Origin of the sequence: Pseudomonas sp. Irchel 3F3 (assembly GCF_900187545.1) — a bacterium.
Taxonomy (GTDB): domain Bacteria; phylum Pseudomonadota; class Gammaproteobacteria; order Pseudomonadales; family Pseudomonadaceae; genus Aquipseudomonas; species Aquipseudomonas fortuita.
The window spans coordinates 50701-63143 of the sequence record NZ_FYDS01000011.1 but is presented as its reverse complement, the minus strand read 5'-3'; the positions used below and the strand labels follow the sequence as shown (position 1 = coordinate 63143).

At 62.7% G+C, this 12443-nt stretch carries 10 protein-coding genes, 1 other RNA gene and 1 pseudogene; 5 read left to right on the top strand and 7 right to left on the bottom strand.

Annotated features, from left to right (window positions below; translation table 11 throughout):
* Positions 1-30 precede the first annotated feature (30 nt).
* The 3 genes from hemN to CKW35_RS22615 all read left to right on the top strand — a co-directional run bounded on the left by hemN (position 31) and on the right by CKW35_RS22615 (position 2938).
* A complete protein-coding gene (gene hemN / locus CKW35_RS22625) occupies positions 31-1413 on the top strand; it encodes an oxygen-independent coproporphyrinogen III oxidase (RefSeq protein ID WP_095116931.1) in 1383 nt (460 codons plus the stop codon).
* A 186-nt stretch (positions 1414-1599) separates the two neighbouring features.
* Positions 1600-2334 carry a Crp/Fnr family transcriptional regulator FnrA gene (gene fnrA / locus CKW35_RS22620; RefSeq protein WP_012273416.1) on the top strand — a complete coding sequence of 245 codons (735 nt, stop codon included), beginning with the start codon at positions 1600-1602 and terminating at the stop codon, positions 2332-2334.
* 55 nt (positions 2335-2389) lie between these two features.
* Complete coding sequence (locus CKW35_RS22615; protein WP_009683910.1) at positions 2390-2938, top strand: adenine phosphoribosyltransferase; 549 nt, start codon at positions 2390-2392, stop codon at positions 2936-2938.
* 132 nt (positions 2939-3070) lie between these two features.
* Here CKW35_RS22615 and recR read toward each other — a convergent pair whose 3' ends face one another.
* From recR to dnaX, 3 genes are all read right to left on the bottom strand, one after another.
* Positions 3071-3673 carry a recombination mediator RecR gene (gene recR / locus CKW35_RS22610; protein ID WP_095116929.1) on the bottom strand — a complete coding sequence of 201 codons (603 nt, stop codon included), beginning with the start codon at positions 3671-3673 and terminating at the stop codon, positions 3071-3073.
* Positions 3674-3860: 187 nt separating this feature from the next.
* Complete coding sequence (locus CKW35_RS22605; protein WP_016488349.1) at positions 3861-4196, bottom strand: YbaB/EbfC family nucleoid-associated protein; 336 nt, start codon at positions 4194-4196, stop codon at positions 3861-3863.
* A gap of 64 nt (positions 4197-4260) precedes the next feature.
* Positions 4261-6330, bottom strand: a complete 2070-nt coding sequence (dnaX, locus tag CKW35_RS22600; protein WP_095116927.1) for a DNA polymerase III subunit gamma/tau — start codon at positions 6328-6330, stop codon at positions 4261-4263.
* A 124-nt stretch (positions 6331-6454) separates the two neighbouring features.
* Here dnaX and CKW35_RS22595 point away from each other — a divergent pair, with 124 nt between their 5' ends.
* Positions 6455-7222 carry an ABC transporter substrate-binding protein gene (locus CKW35_RS22595; protein WP_095116925.1) on the top strand — a complete coding sequence of 256 codons (768 nt, stop codon included), beginning with the start codon at positions 6455-6457 and terminating at the stop codon, positions 7220-7222.
* 192 nt (positions 7223-7414) lie between these two features.
* Here the strand turns inward: CKW35_RS22595 and CKW35_RS22585 are convergent, their stop codons facing one another.
* A complete protein-coding gene (locus tag CKW35_RS22585; RefSeq protein WP_095116923.1) occupies positions 7415-7690 on the bottom strand; it encodes a hypothetical protein in 276 nt (91 codons plus the stop codon).
* 359 nt (positions 7691-8049) lie between these two features.
* Here CKW35_RS22585 and CKW35_RS22580 point away from each other — a divergent pair.
* Positions 8050-8373, top strand: a pseudogene (locus CKW35_RS22580) (MerR family DNA-binding protein); the annotation flags it as partial.
* A 28-nt stretch (positions 8374-8401) separates the two neighbouring features.
* Here the strand turns inward: CKW35_RS22580 and ffs are convergent.
* The 3 genes from ffs to zipA form a co-directional block, all read right to left on the bottom strand.
* Positions 8402-8498: signal recognition particle sRNA small type (gene ffs / locus CKW35_RS22575), an RNA gene on the bottom strand.
* Positions 8499-8791: 293 nt separating this feature from the next.
* Complete coding sequence (gene ligA / locus CKW35_RS22570) at positions 8792-11122, bottom strand: NAD-dependent DNA ligase LigA (protein WP_095116919.1); 2331 nt, start codon at positions 11120-11122, stop codon at positions 8792-8794.
* 232 nt (positions 11123-11354) lie between these two features.
* The gene (gene zipA, locus CKW35_RS22565; protein WP_016488354.1) at positions 11355-12248 is read right to left on the bottom strand and encodes a cell division protein ZipA; all 894 of its coding nucleotides are present in this window, start codon (positions 12246-12248) and stop codon (positions 11355-11357) included.
* Positions 12249-12443 lie beyond the last annotated feature (195 nt).

Here is a 12443-nt window from a genome sequence, read left to right as displayed (position 1 = left end):
GCACTGCTGCTCTTTCCGGGGACCGCCCTCATGCTCGACGACCTACGTTGGGATACCGACCTGATCCGCCGCTACGATCTGGCCGGGCCACGCTACACCTCCTACCCGACCGCCGTGCAACTGCACAGCGAGGTGGGCTCGTTCGACCTGCTCCACGCCCTGCGCGAGAGCCGTCGAGCCGTGCGCCCCCTGTCGCTGTACGTGCATGTGCCGTTTTGCGCCAACATCTGCTACTACTGCGCCTGCAACAAGGTCATCACCAAGGACCGCGCGCGCGCCGCACCCTACCTGCAGCGCCTGGAGCAGGAAATCCAGCTGATCGCCTGCCACCTGGGCCCGCAGCAGCGTGTTGAACAGCTGCATTTTGGCGGCGGCACGCCGACGTTCCTCAGCCATGTGGAACTGCGCCAACTGATGGCCACCCTGCGTCAGCACTTCCACCTGCTGGACGACGATTCCGGCGACTACGGCATCGAGATCGACCCGCGCGAGGCCGACTGGTCGACCATGGGCCTGCTCCGCGAACTGGGCTTCAACCGCGTCAGCCTGGGCGTACAAGACCTCGACCCGGCCGTGCAGCGCGCGATCAACCGCCTGCAGAGCCTGGAGCAGACCCGCACCCTGATCGAGGCTGCGCGCACCCTGCAGTTCCGCTCGGTCAACCTGGACCTGATCTACGGCCTGCCCAAACAAACACCCGAAGGTTTTGCCCGCACGGTCGAAGAAGTGATCCGCCTGCAGCCAGACCGCCTGTCGGTGTTCAACTATGCCCACCTGCCCGAGCGCTTCATGCCCCAACGGCGCATCGACAACAACGACCTGCCCAGCCCGGCCGCCAAGCTGGAGATGCTGCACACCACCATTGACCAGTTGACCGCCGCCGGCTACCGCTACATCGGCATGGATCACTTCGCCCTGCCGGACGACGAACTGGCCATCGCCCAGGAAGAAGGCACCCTGCAGCGCAACTTCCAAGGCTACACCACCCACGGGCACTGCGACCTGATCGGCCTGGGCGTGTCGGCCATCAGCCAGATCGGCGACCTGTACTGCCAGAACAGCAGCGACCTCAACACCTACCTGGACAGCCTGTCCAACGCCCAGCTGGCCACCCAGCGCGGCCTGGTATGCAACCACGACGACCGCATACGGCGGGCGGTGATCCAGCAACTGATCTGCCATTTCGAGCTGGACTTCGAGCCGATCGAACAGGCCTTCACCATCGATTTTCGCGGTTATTTCAACGAGCTCTGGCCCGAACTGCTGACCTTGCAGCGCGACGGCCTGATCAGCCTGGACGCCAAGGGCATTCGCATCCTGCCGGCTGGCCGCCTGCTGGCGCGCTCGGTGTGCATGGTGTTCGACGCCTACCTGGCGATGCACAACCGCCAGCGTTTCTCGCGGGTTATCTGAAAACCGAGTCGTTCAACCGCATGGACAAGCCTCCTTGCCAGGCACACTATGGGCACACAAGGACTCCCGGCAGGACGGCTGCCGGGGTTTCGCCAGGGCGCACCATCAACGCGCACGCTGGCCTACACCCTGTGTCGTGGGTTACCCTTACGACTTATGTGTGCTTTCCCACAAGGATCGATTCAAATGTCCGAGCCAGTCAAACTGCGCCCACACAACCAGGCCCATTGCAAGGATTGCAGCCTGGCCCCCCTGTGCCTGCCTCTTTCGCTGAACCTGGAAGACATGGATGCACTGGATGAAATCGTCAAACGCGGCCGCCCGCTGAAGAAAGGCGAGTTCCTGTTCCGCCAGGGTGACAATTTCGGCTCGGTCTACGCCGTACGTTCCGGTGCCCTGAAAACTTTCAGCCTCAGCGACAGCGGCGAAGAACAGATCACCGGCTTCCACCTGCCCAGCGAGCTGGTCGGCCTGTCAGGCATGGACACCGAAGCCTACCCGGTGTCGGCCCAGGCGCAGGAAACCACTTCGGTGTGCGAAATCCCCTTCGAGCGGCTTGACGAGCTGTCGGTGCAACTGCCGCAGCTGCGTCGCCAGCTGATGCGGGTCATGAGCCGGGAAATCCGCGACGACCAGCAAATGATGCTGCTGCTGTCGAAAAAGACCGCCGACGAGCGTATTGCCACCTTCCTGGTCAACCTGTCGGCACGCTTCCGCGCCCGCGGCTATTCGGCCAACCAGTTCCGCCTGAGCATGTCGCGCAACGAAATCGGCAACTACCTGGGCCTGGCAGTAGAAACCGTGTCGCGGGTGTTCACGCGCTTCCAGCAGAACGGCCTGCTGCGCGCCGAGGGCAAGGAAGTGCACATCCTCGACCCGATCCAGCTGTGTGCGCTGGCCGGTGGTGCAATCGAGGCCTGAGGCCGGCGTTTAGCGGGTATACTTTGGCATTCGTTTTCCCAGGATACCCGCAACAATGCACAGCGACGCTTTCGACCTCAAAGCCCTGATCCGCCCGGTAGTGGACTTCCCCAAACCGGGCGTGATCTTTCGCGACATCACCCCGCTGTTCCAATCGCCGCGCGGGCTGCGCTATGTAGCTGACCAGTTCATCGAGCGTTATGTCGAGGCTGAGTTCAGCCACATTGGTGCCATGGACGCGCGGGGCTTCCTGATTGGCTCAATCATCGCCCACCAGTTGAACAAGCCGCTGATCCTGTTCCGCAAGCAAGGCAAGCTGCCGGCTGACGTGCTGAGCGAGGGTTACCAGACCGAATACGGCGAAGCCTTCCTGGAAGTGCATGCCGACAGCCTGTGCGAGGGGGATTCGGTGTTGATCTTCGATGACCTGATTGCCACCGGCGGTACGCTGCTGGCTGCAGCCAACCTGGTACGCCGTACCGGGGCGCAGGTGTTCGAGGCGGCGGCGATTATCGACCTGCCGGAATTGGACGGGTCGCGTCGGTTGCAGGCGGCCGGGGTGCCTACCTTCTGCCTGACCGAGTTTTCCCTCAGCGAGTACTGAGTTGGCTTTTGGGGCTGCTTTGCAGCCCATTCGCGGGACAAGCCCGCTCCCACACAGTGAAGCATCGCTATATCTCTGTGGGAGCGGGCTTGTCCCGCGAATGGGCCGCAAAGCGGCCCCAGCATTTTTGAATCAGAACGAAATTGGCCGGCGCCCTGCAAAGGCATGGGCCAAGGTGCCGCCATCCACCATCTCCAGCTCGCCGCCCAGCGGTACACCATGGGCAATGCGAGACGCCACCAACCCCTTCTCGCTCAACAATTGCGCGATGTAATGCGCCGTCGCCTCCCCTTCCACCGTCGGGTTGGTCGCCAGAATCACCTCGGTGAAGGTGCCCTGCTCCTCGATGCGTGCCATAAGCTGAGGAATGCCAATGGCCTCCGGGCCCAGGCCGTCCAGCGGCGACAGGTGCCCCTTGAGCACAAAGTAGCGGCCACGGTAGCCCGTCTGCTCCACCGCATACACATCGGTCGGCCCCTCCACCACGCACAGCTGGGTGTCGTCGCGGCGCGGGTCGGCGCACTGCGGGCACAGTTCCTGCTCGGTGAGGGTGCGACACTGGCGGCAATGCCCTACCCCTTCCATGGCCTGGGTCAAGGCCTGAGCCAGGCGCAGCCCGCCACTGCGGTCGCGCTCCAGCAATTGCAGGGCCATGCGCTGTGCGGTCTTCTGGCCAACGCCTGGCAGGATGCGCAGGCCGTCGATCAGTTGGCGGATAAGGGGGCTGAAGCTCATGGGAATGGCCTGACAAATCAATAAGAGGCGGTTTATACCCAGCGGGGGCGGCGGCGTCAAATAAGGTCACCCCAAGCCTACCCGGCCTGCTGTTGCTATCACATAAAAAGCAGACCGCGCCTGGGTTGAAATCGCTCAAAAAAAACCGCCGCTGATATCAGCGGCGGTTTTCGGTATCGCAATGCGCTTAGAACGGCATCTTGAAGCCCGGCGGCAGTTGCATGCCGGCGGTCATGCCGCCCATCTTTTCCTGGCTGCTTTGCTCGATCTTGCGCACGGCATCGTTCAGCGCGGCGGCGATCAGGTCTTCCAGCACTTCCTTGTCGTCCTCGTCGGTCGACATCAGGCTTTGGTCGATGCTGACGCGCTTGACGTCGTGACGCCCCGTCATCACCACGCTCACCAGGCCACCGCCGGACTGGCCGGTGACTTCGGCGTTGGCCAGCTCTTCCTGCATTTTCTGCATCTTTTCCTGCATCTGCTGGGCCTGCTTCATCAGGCCGGCCATGCCACCTTTCATCATGGGGGTATACCTCGATTGGGTCATGTGATGCGGCCCGGCGCAGGGCCAGCCGCATGGTTATCCGTTACTGGCCCTGTTTGGCCAGGGCCTCTACAGGCTCAATAGTATCGTGCCGCACCTTGGCACCGAACAACTTGATCATCTGCTGGATCAACGGATCCTGTTCGATAGAGGTGACCGCGTCCTGCTGGCGCTCTGCACGCTTGCGCGATGCCGCCTGGGCCGGGGTTTCCTGCTCAGGCAGGATCAGCTCGATACGCAGGTTCAGGGTGCGCCCCAGGTGCTGGTTGAGCGCTTCGTTCAGGCGACGCTGCTGGGTCGTGTTGAACAGTGCGCCTTGGCCAGGGTCCAGGTGCAGCAGCCAGTCGTCGCCATCGGCGGCAATCAGCGTACAGTTTGCCGCGATGTTGCCTGTCATCCCGGACACAGGCAACTGTGGGAATAATTCCAGCCATTGCAGGGCCAGCCCGGTGGCCGGTTTAGCTGCTGGCAGCGGCTCGGCAGCCGGCTTCGATACCTCTTCCTGCACATGTTCGGCCAACTCGTCCAGATAGCTGAAACCGACCGGGTCGCTTTCACCGCTGTAATAGTCTTCGTCCAGCGGCGGCTCATCATCGCGATCCATGCCTACGGCAGCGTAGGCGGAGGGGTCGAAAGGCGGCTCGTCGCTTGCCGCTGTGGGCTGTGGCGCCGGTGCAGGGGCAACAGGCTCGGGCGCAGGTGCGGGCACAGGTTCAGCCGCTACCGGCGCAGGTGCAACTGCCGGCTCTTCCCACGGCAGGTCGACCACCTCCGCGACAGGCTCAGGTACCGAAATGGCCTCGATCTCGGCCTGCAGCTCGGCGTCTGGCTCGGCCTCCGGCTCATGGTCGGCTGTCGCAGGTGCAGGCACCTCCAGCTGTGGGGCGGCGGCCGCGGGTTCTGCCGGCACGGCCGCAACAGGCGATGACGGCACGGCCAAGGCCGAGGCTGCCACCGGCGCTGCAGGATCAGCTGTGGCTTGGCTGATCCCCACTGGCTTTAGCACCGGTCTCGGCGCGTCGTCGGTATCAGCCGGGCGGAACGCCAACATGCGCAGCAGGACCATCTCGAAACCACCACGCGGGTCCGGCGCCAACGGCAGGTCTCGGCGGCCGATCAGGCCCATCTGGTAATAGAACTGCACGTCCTCGGCCGGCAATGCCGAAGCCAGCGCCAGTACTCGGTCGCGGTCACCCTGGCCGTTGTCCACGGCCTCTGGCAGCGCCTGAGCAATGGCCACACGGTGCAGCACGTTAAGCATTTCGGCCAGCACGCCCGCCCAGTCCGGGCCCTGCTCGGCCAAGCTGCGCACGGCCTCCAGCAATGCCCGGGCATCGCCTTCGAGCAACGCCTGCAACACGCCGTAGACCTGGCCGTGATCCAGGCTGCCAAGCATGGCCCGCACATCAGCGGCCAGCACCTTGCCTTCGCCAAAGGCGATGGCCTGGTCGGTGAGGCTCATGGCGTCACGCATCGAGCCATCGGCCGCGCGGCCCAGCAGCCACAGGGCATCCGGCTCGAACGGCACGTTCTCGGCAGCCAGTACGTGGCTGAGGTGTTCAACCACCCGCTCCGGGCTCATGTTCTTCAGCGAGAACTGCAGGCAGCGCGACAGGATGGTGGCCGGCAGCTTCTGCGGGTCGGTGGTGGCGAGGATGAATTTGACGTAGGGCGGCGGCTCTTCCAGCGTCTTGAGCAAGGCGTTGAACGAGTGGGTCGACAGCATGTGCACTTCGTCGATCAGGTAGACCTTGAAGCGCCCACGGCTTGGGGCGTACTGCACGTTGTCCAGCAGCTCGCGGGTGTCTTCGACCTTGGTGCGGCTGGCGGCGTCGATCTCGATCAGGTCGACGAAACGGCCTTCGTCGATTTCACGGCACACCGAACAGGTGCCACAGGGCGTGGAGGTGATGCCGGTTTCGCAGTTCAGGCACTTGGCGATAATACGGGCGATGGTCGTCTTGCCCACGCCCCGGGTACCGGTGAACAGGTAGGCGTGGTGCAGGCGCTGATTGTCCAAGGCATTGATCAAGGCCTTCAGCACATGGGCCTGGCCGACCATTTCGCGAAACGAGCGCGGACGCCATTTACGTGCAAGAACCTGATAACTCATCGAAAAACCATCGTAGCCTGATAGAGCGGAAGATCGCTAATGCTAGCGGAGCGGGGGCAAAATTGCACCCTGCGCGCGTCGTCTAAGCTTTGAGGCAGGCGCGCTGTTCAGGGAGGATACGCCTTTGCGAAGATTGCTGGCCCTGCTGTTGCTCTGGACCACCCACAGCCTGGCTGAACAGCCGGCACTGCGCTTCTCTGTAGCGGAGAGCTGGGGCATGCCGCTGGTACGCATCGAAGGCGATCAGCCAGTGGAGGGATTGCTTTACGACCTGATGCAGGCCATGGCCAAGGAAGTGGGGGCTCGCCCCAACTACCACGTCATGGCCCGCCTGCGCCTGGAGGAGGCCATGAGCAGCGGCGACATAGATGTGCGTTGCTACGTCAGTACCCGATGGCTCAATGACCGGCCGGGGGATTTTGTGTGGAGTATCCCGCTGATTCACCAGCGCGACGTGCTGGTTGGCCGCGCCAGCGACGACACCCCGATGCTCTTGGAGCAGCTGCCACCCCAGGCTATCGGCACGGTGCTGGGCTACACCTATTCAACCCTGCAACCGCTGCTGGACAAGGGCCAGCTGCACCGTGAGGACAGCCGCAGCCAGTTGCTGGTGCTGCAAAAGCTGCAGGCCGGGCGGTATCGGCATGCGGTGAGCAACCAGTTGTCGTTGCAGTGGTTCAACCAGGGGTTGCCAGCTGAACAGCAATTGCAGGCGCTGGCGGTGCTGGAAGAACAGGATTTGGGGTGCATGGTGCGCAACGATCCGGCGATACCGACACAAGCGCTGTTGCGGGCGCTGGTAAGAATGAAGCAGTCGGGTGAGATCGAGCGGATTGTGCAGCGGTATGGGGGAGCGGGCGACCCGGACAATATGTCTGTGGCCCGCCCCTGAAATGCCCAGCAAAATGCCGGCACAACTTACTGCCCTGCTCAATTTGTGAAAGCTTGTGCAAACCCTGTGGGAGCGGGCATGCCCGCGAACACCGGCATAGCCGGTGCCATCCACCGAGTAATGTTCTTCGCAGGCATGCCCGCTCCCACAAAGTTGTGCGGTACCCTCAAAATCTCTATTGCAAACGCAACATCACTGGCCTTTGCGTTCAAACGCCAAGCTGACAGCATCCGCCTGCCCCCAGGCAATCTGCATGGCCCGCAACCCATGCTCCAATAATTGCCTGGTTTCTTCATCCTGAATGCGCTCAAGCGCCCGCCGGCTATCGCTGTAGGCGAACATCAGGTAGTGGGAAACATTCATCAGCGCGAACTCCAACGGCACGATGCCTTCGCTGATGGCGCGGGAGAGGGATTTGCCCTGGGGAAGATCGAAGACGTGAGGCGGATCGGGGACCAGTTTTTTCATGAGTTCACCATACCGGGCTGAGAGCACCCTTTCGCTTCCACACTTAGGGTGACAGTTGTACGCGGGGTGGAAGACCAGGGGTATGGCAAACCCGGCAGGCCCGAAGGCCTCCCACGCACAACTGTCATATCGACAGCCGCCAAACCACCCAGGCTTCCACACCCGGTCGCTGAACTGACAGCGACCGCGAAAGCCTAGTGGGCGAGGTTGACCGGGACAATCAGACGGGAGTCGACGGAGATCGTAGGATAATTCGCGGTAATTATCCCGCAAGTAGGCGCTTTCTTAGACTGTTATCGGACCTCTCTTAAAAGTGCGCACTCTGATCGGGGGTTCGCTGTAATCGGGGCATCTGGCGCGGCCAGCGGCGGCAGTTTGCGGCTGATGTGGCAGACCGGCTGGCACTGATCGCCCTGGGGCAGGCTGCGGGGTTTTCGCTGGATGAAGTAGGGGCGATGCTGGTGGACCTGCAGGTCGACCGGCAGATGCTGATCGCCAAGGCGGACGAGCTGGATGCGCGAATCAGGCGGTTGCAAGCGATGAGCAAGGGATTGCGGCATGCGGCGCAGTGCCCGGAGGAGGATCATCTGGCATGCCCGAAATTCCAGCGGCTGATGAAGCTGTCGGCGGCCGGAGCATTGGGCGGAAAGCAGGCAAGAACGAATGCGTTCGTTGCAGACTGAAGTTTTCCGACCCCAGAAATGGAGGCGGCCCCACCAGCCACACCCCGGCACTCGATGTTCCCGCTATGGCTGCTCCCTTCCGGGCCTGACCAGGTTAACGGGTAATCAATGCGGGGGGACCGATGGGGCCACCACTACATGCCTCGCTGAGCAGCGAGTGGCGCCATTGTACCGGTCTTGAGGACAGATACAACCTCTGAGGTAGAAAAAGTCATCATTTCTCAATGACTTGTCAGGCGCATGGGCGCTGAACTGGCGCGCAAACCTGTGGGAGCGGGCGCGCCCGCGAAGAAGGCGCCGCAGTGGATGGCACCGGCTTTGCCGGTGATCGCCGGCGAGCCAGCTCCTACAGGGACCGTACAAGCTTCTGAATCTGGGTATCGAGCCAGAATGTTGGGGTCGGGGATAGCGCAGGGCTTCAGATAGCGATGCCCTGTTCGGCCAGGAATGTGACAAAGGCATCTTCGTCCAGCACCTTAACGCCCAGCTCAGCGGCCTTGGCCAGCTTGGACCCTGCCCCCGGCCCTGCCACCACGCAGTGGGTCTTGCCAGACACCGAGCCGGCCACCTTGGCCCCCAGGCTTTCCAGCTTGTCTTTGGCGATGTCGCGGCTCATGCGCTCCAGCGTACCGGTCAGCACCCAGGTCTGCCCGGCCAGCGGCAAGCCTTCGGCTACCTTCTTCTCGCTGCTCCAATGCATGCCGAACGCCAGCAACTGGGCTTCGATGTCCCGCGCCAGCTTCTGATTCGCTTCATCCTTGAAGAACTCACGCACTGCGTCAGCCTGCTTGGCCGCCAGGGCTTGGCGCAGGTCGATGCCGTCGGCGGCGATGATCTTGTCCAGGCTGTCGAGCCTGGCCACCAGCTTCTCGGCACCGGTCGGGCCAACGGAGGGGATGTCGAGCTTGGCGATCATCCCGGCCAAGGTGGTGCTGGCAGCAAATTCGGCAGCCAGTTCGCCCTCGTCCTGTATTTTCATGCCGCTGGCCAGAAGCTGTTCAATGACTTTCTGGTTGTGCTCGTCTTCGAAGAAGTTGTGGATTTCGTAGGCCACCTCCAGGCCGATATCCGGCAGGTAGGTCAGCACTTGTGGCAACGCCTGCTGCACACGGGCCAGGCTGCCCAGCGAGCGGGCCAGTACCTTGGCGGTTTCTTCGCCCACGTCGGGAATGCCCAGGGCATAGATGAAGCGCGCCAGGCTCGGGCGCTTGCTGGCTTCGATGGCATCGAGCAACTTCTTGCTGGAGACCTCGGCAAAGCCTTCAAGCCCGACAACCTGCTCGAACTCCAGTTTGTACAGATCAGCCGGCGAGCCGATCAGGCCTTCATCCACCAATTGCTCGACGCTCTTCTCGCCCAGGCCGTCGATGTCCATCGCACGGCGGGACACGTAGTGAATGATCGCCTGTTTGAGCTGGGCGCCACAGGCCAAGCGACCCACACAGCGGTACACCGCGCCTTCGCTGGTGGTTGCCTTGCCTTTGCTGCGTTTGACCAGCTGGGTACGCTCGACCTGCGAACCACAGACCGGGCACACGCTCGGCACTTCGACCGGGCGGGCATCTTCCGGGCGGCGCTCCAGCACGACTTGCATCACCTGCGGGATCACATCACCGGCACGGCGGATGATTACCGTGTCGCCGATGCGCAGCCCCAGGCGGGCGATTTCGTCCATGTTGTGCAAGGTGGCATTGGACACGGTCACACCGGCAACCTTGACCGGTTTCAGGCGCGCCACAGGCGTTACTGCCCCTGTACGGCCAACCTGGAACTCGACGTCCAGCACCTCGGTCAGCTCTTCCATGGCCGGGAACTTGTGGGCGATCGCCCAGCGTGGCTCGCGGGCACGGAAGCCCAGCTCGCGCTGGGCGGCCAGGCTGTTGACCTTGAACACCACGCCATCGATTTCATAGGGCAGGCTGTTGCGCCGTTCGCCGATATCGCGGTAGTAGGCCAGGCACTCATCGATGCCTGCCGCGTGCTTGAGCTCGCGACTGATCGGCAGGCCCCAGGCCTTGAGCTGCTCGAGGGTGCCGATGTGGCTGTCGGCGATGCTCTCGGACACCTGGCCAACGCCATAGCAGCAGAACTCCAGCGGGCGGCTGGCGGTAATCTTTGAATCCAGCTGACGCAGGCTGCCGGCAGCGGCGTTGCGCGGGTTGGCGAAGGTCTTGCCGCCGGCTTCGGCCTGGGCGGCATTGAGCCGGTCGAAACCGGCCTTGCTCATGTACACCTCACCGCGCACTTCCAGCACCGCTGGCCAGCCTTCGCCCTGCAGTTTGAGCGGGATGTTACGCACGGTGCGCACGTTGGCGCTGATATCCTCACCAGTGGTGCCGTCACCACGGGTGGCGCCCTGCACCAGCTGACCGTCGCGATACAGCAGGCTCACCGCCAGGCCGTCGAGCTTGGGTTCGCAGCTGAAGTCGACCGCACCGGGCTGGTCGAGGCCGTCTACCACGCGGCGGCCGAACTCACGCAGGTCGGTTTCTTCGAAAGCGTTGCCCAGGCTGAGCATGGGCACTTCATGGCGCACCTGGCTGAATGCGGACAACGCCTGGCCGCCGACGCGCTGGGTGGGCGAATCAGGGGTTACCAGGTGGGGGTGTTCAGCCTCAAGCGCCTTGAGCTCGTTGAACAGGCGGTCGTATTCGGCATCGGGCACACTGGGCTCGTCGAGCACGTAGTAGCGGTAGTTGTGCTGGTCGAGTTCGGCACGCAGTTCGTGGATACGGGTTTCGGCGGTCATTTTCAGGGTCTCTTGCAAAGCAAAAAGAGCAGCCTGGGGTGGTGTCTGGGGCCTGGATTGGTAATTGCCTGACCGGGCCCTATCGCCGGCAAGCCAGCTCCCACAGGTACACCACAAGCCTGGAGGGCAGTGGTACTCCTGTGGGAGCTGGCTTGCCGGCGATAGGGCCGGGTCGGGCAGTAACTCCCGAACCGACCAGCACGCCCTCAGGCTGCTCTTTCGTCTGGATCTGTCAGCGCTTCTGGGTCAGCGCGCGGCGCTCGAACTCGACGATGCGCTGGCGGTAGTGCTCGATGGTCTGGGCAGTCAGCACGCTGCGCTGGTCGTCCTTGAGCTCGCCGTTGAGTTCGTGGGCCAGTTTGCGTGCCGCAGCGACCATCACGTCGAACGCCTGCTTCGGATGACGCGGGCCCGGCAGACCAAGGAAGAAGCTCACAGCGCGGGTGCTGAAGTGGTCGATATCGTCCAGGTCGAACACGCCTGGCTTGACCGCATTGGCCATGGAGAACAGCACTTCGCCGTGGCCGGCCATGCTCTCGTGGCGGTGGAAAATGTCCATTTCGCCGAAGCGCAGGCCGCTTTCCAGAATGTTCTGCAGCAACGCCGGGCCCTTGAAGCCGCCTTCGTCACGGGAGATAACACTGATCACCAGCACTTCCTCGGCCGGTGGCAGCTCCTTGACGCTACTGGCAGGCGCTGTACCCGTGCTGCTGCGGGTGTTGTCGGCGGCAAAGTCGTCATTGCTGTCAGCAAAAAGGTCGGGCTCGCGCGTGTCGGCACTCAGGTTCAGGTCACCCTGCTGTACATCAGCCGCTACGGTGGCGCGCTTGTTGCGCTTGCTGGCCTTGGCCGGCTTGGGCTCGCGTTCGCGGTCACGCGAAGAAGCGCTGAGCGACGGCAAGTCGCTTTCGTCCAGCTCAGGCTCCTTGTGGGCGTCCAGCACGCGCGACGGGCCGAGCACTTCGGCGCCGCCACCCTCTTCTTCCGGCAGGTTGGAATAACTGCGATCCAGACGGAATTTCAACTTGCCTTTCCCGCCGCGCATGCGGCGCCAGCCGTCGAAAAGAATCCCGGCAATGACAATGATGCCGATGACGATCAGCCACTCGCGCAGACCGATTTCCATGTAATCCCGTGCCTCTATAAAAATATGCTTGAAAACAAAGGGTTCAAAGCCCTTTAACACGTGGCGCCAACTCTATGTTCTGACAGGCGTTTTACCCACGCAAAAAACGAGTGACATTAAGCTAGCACGACCAAAGACAACTTTACACCGTCTGTCGCACATGACGGGGGCATTTCGCTACAGAATGTGCCCGCA

Excerpts from the sequence above, each read along its gene's own strand:
- CKW35_RS22615 (WP_009683910.1), top strand. The coding sequence starts at position 2,390 with ATGCACAGCGACGCTTTCGACCTCAAAGCCCTGATCCGCCCGGTAGTG.
- dnaX (WP_095116927.1), bottom strand. The coding sequence starts at position 6,330 with ATGAGTTATCAGGTTCTTGCACGTAAATGGCGTCCGCGCTCGTTTCGC.
- fnrA (WP_012273416.1), top strand. The coding sequence starts at position 1,600 with ATGTCCGAGCCAGTCAAACTGCGCCCACACAACCAGGCCCATTGCAAG.
- recR (WP_095116929.1), bottom strand. The coding sequence starts at position 3,673 with ATGAGCTTCAGCCCCCTTATCCGCCAACTGATCGACGGCCTGCGCATC.
- CKW35_RS22605 (WP_016488349.1), bottom strand. The coding sequence starts at position 4,196 with ATGATGAAAGGTGGCATGGCCGGCCTGATGAAGCAGGCCCAGCAGATG.
- zipA (WP_016488354.1), bottom strand. The coding sequence starts at position 12,248 with ATGGAAATCGGTCTGCGCGAGTGGCTGATCGTCATCGGCATCATTGTC.
- ligA (WP_095116919.1), bottom strand. The coding sequence starts at position 11,122 with ATGACCGCCGAAACCCGTATCCACGAACTGCGTGCCGAACTCGACCAG.
- CKW35_RS22585 (WP_095116923.1), bottom strand. The coding sequence starts at position 7,690 with ATGAAAAAACTGGTCCCCGATCCGCCTCACGTCTTCGATCTTCCCCAG.
- hemN (WP_095116931.1), top strand. The coding sequence starts at position 31 with ATGCTCGACGACCTACGTTGGGATACCGACCTGATCCGCCGCTACGAT.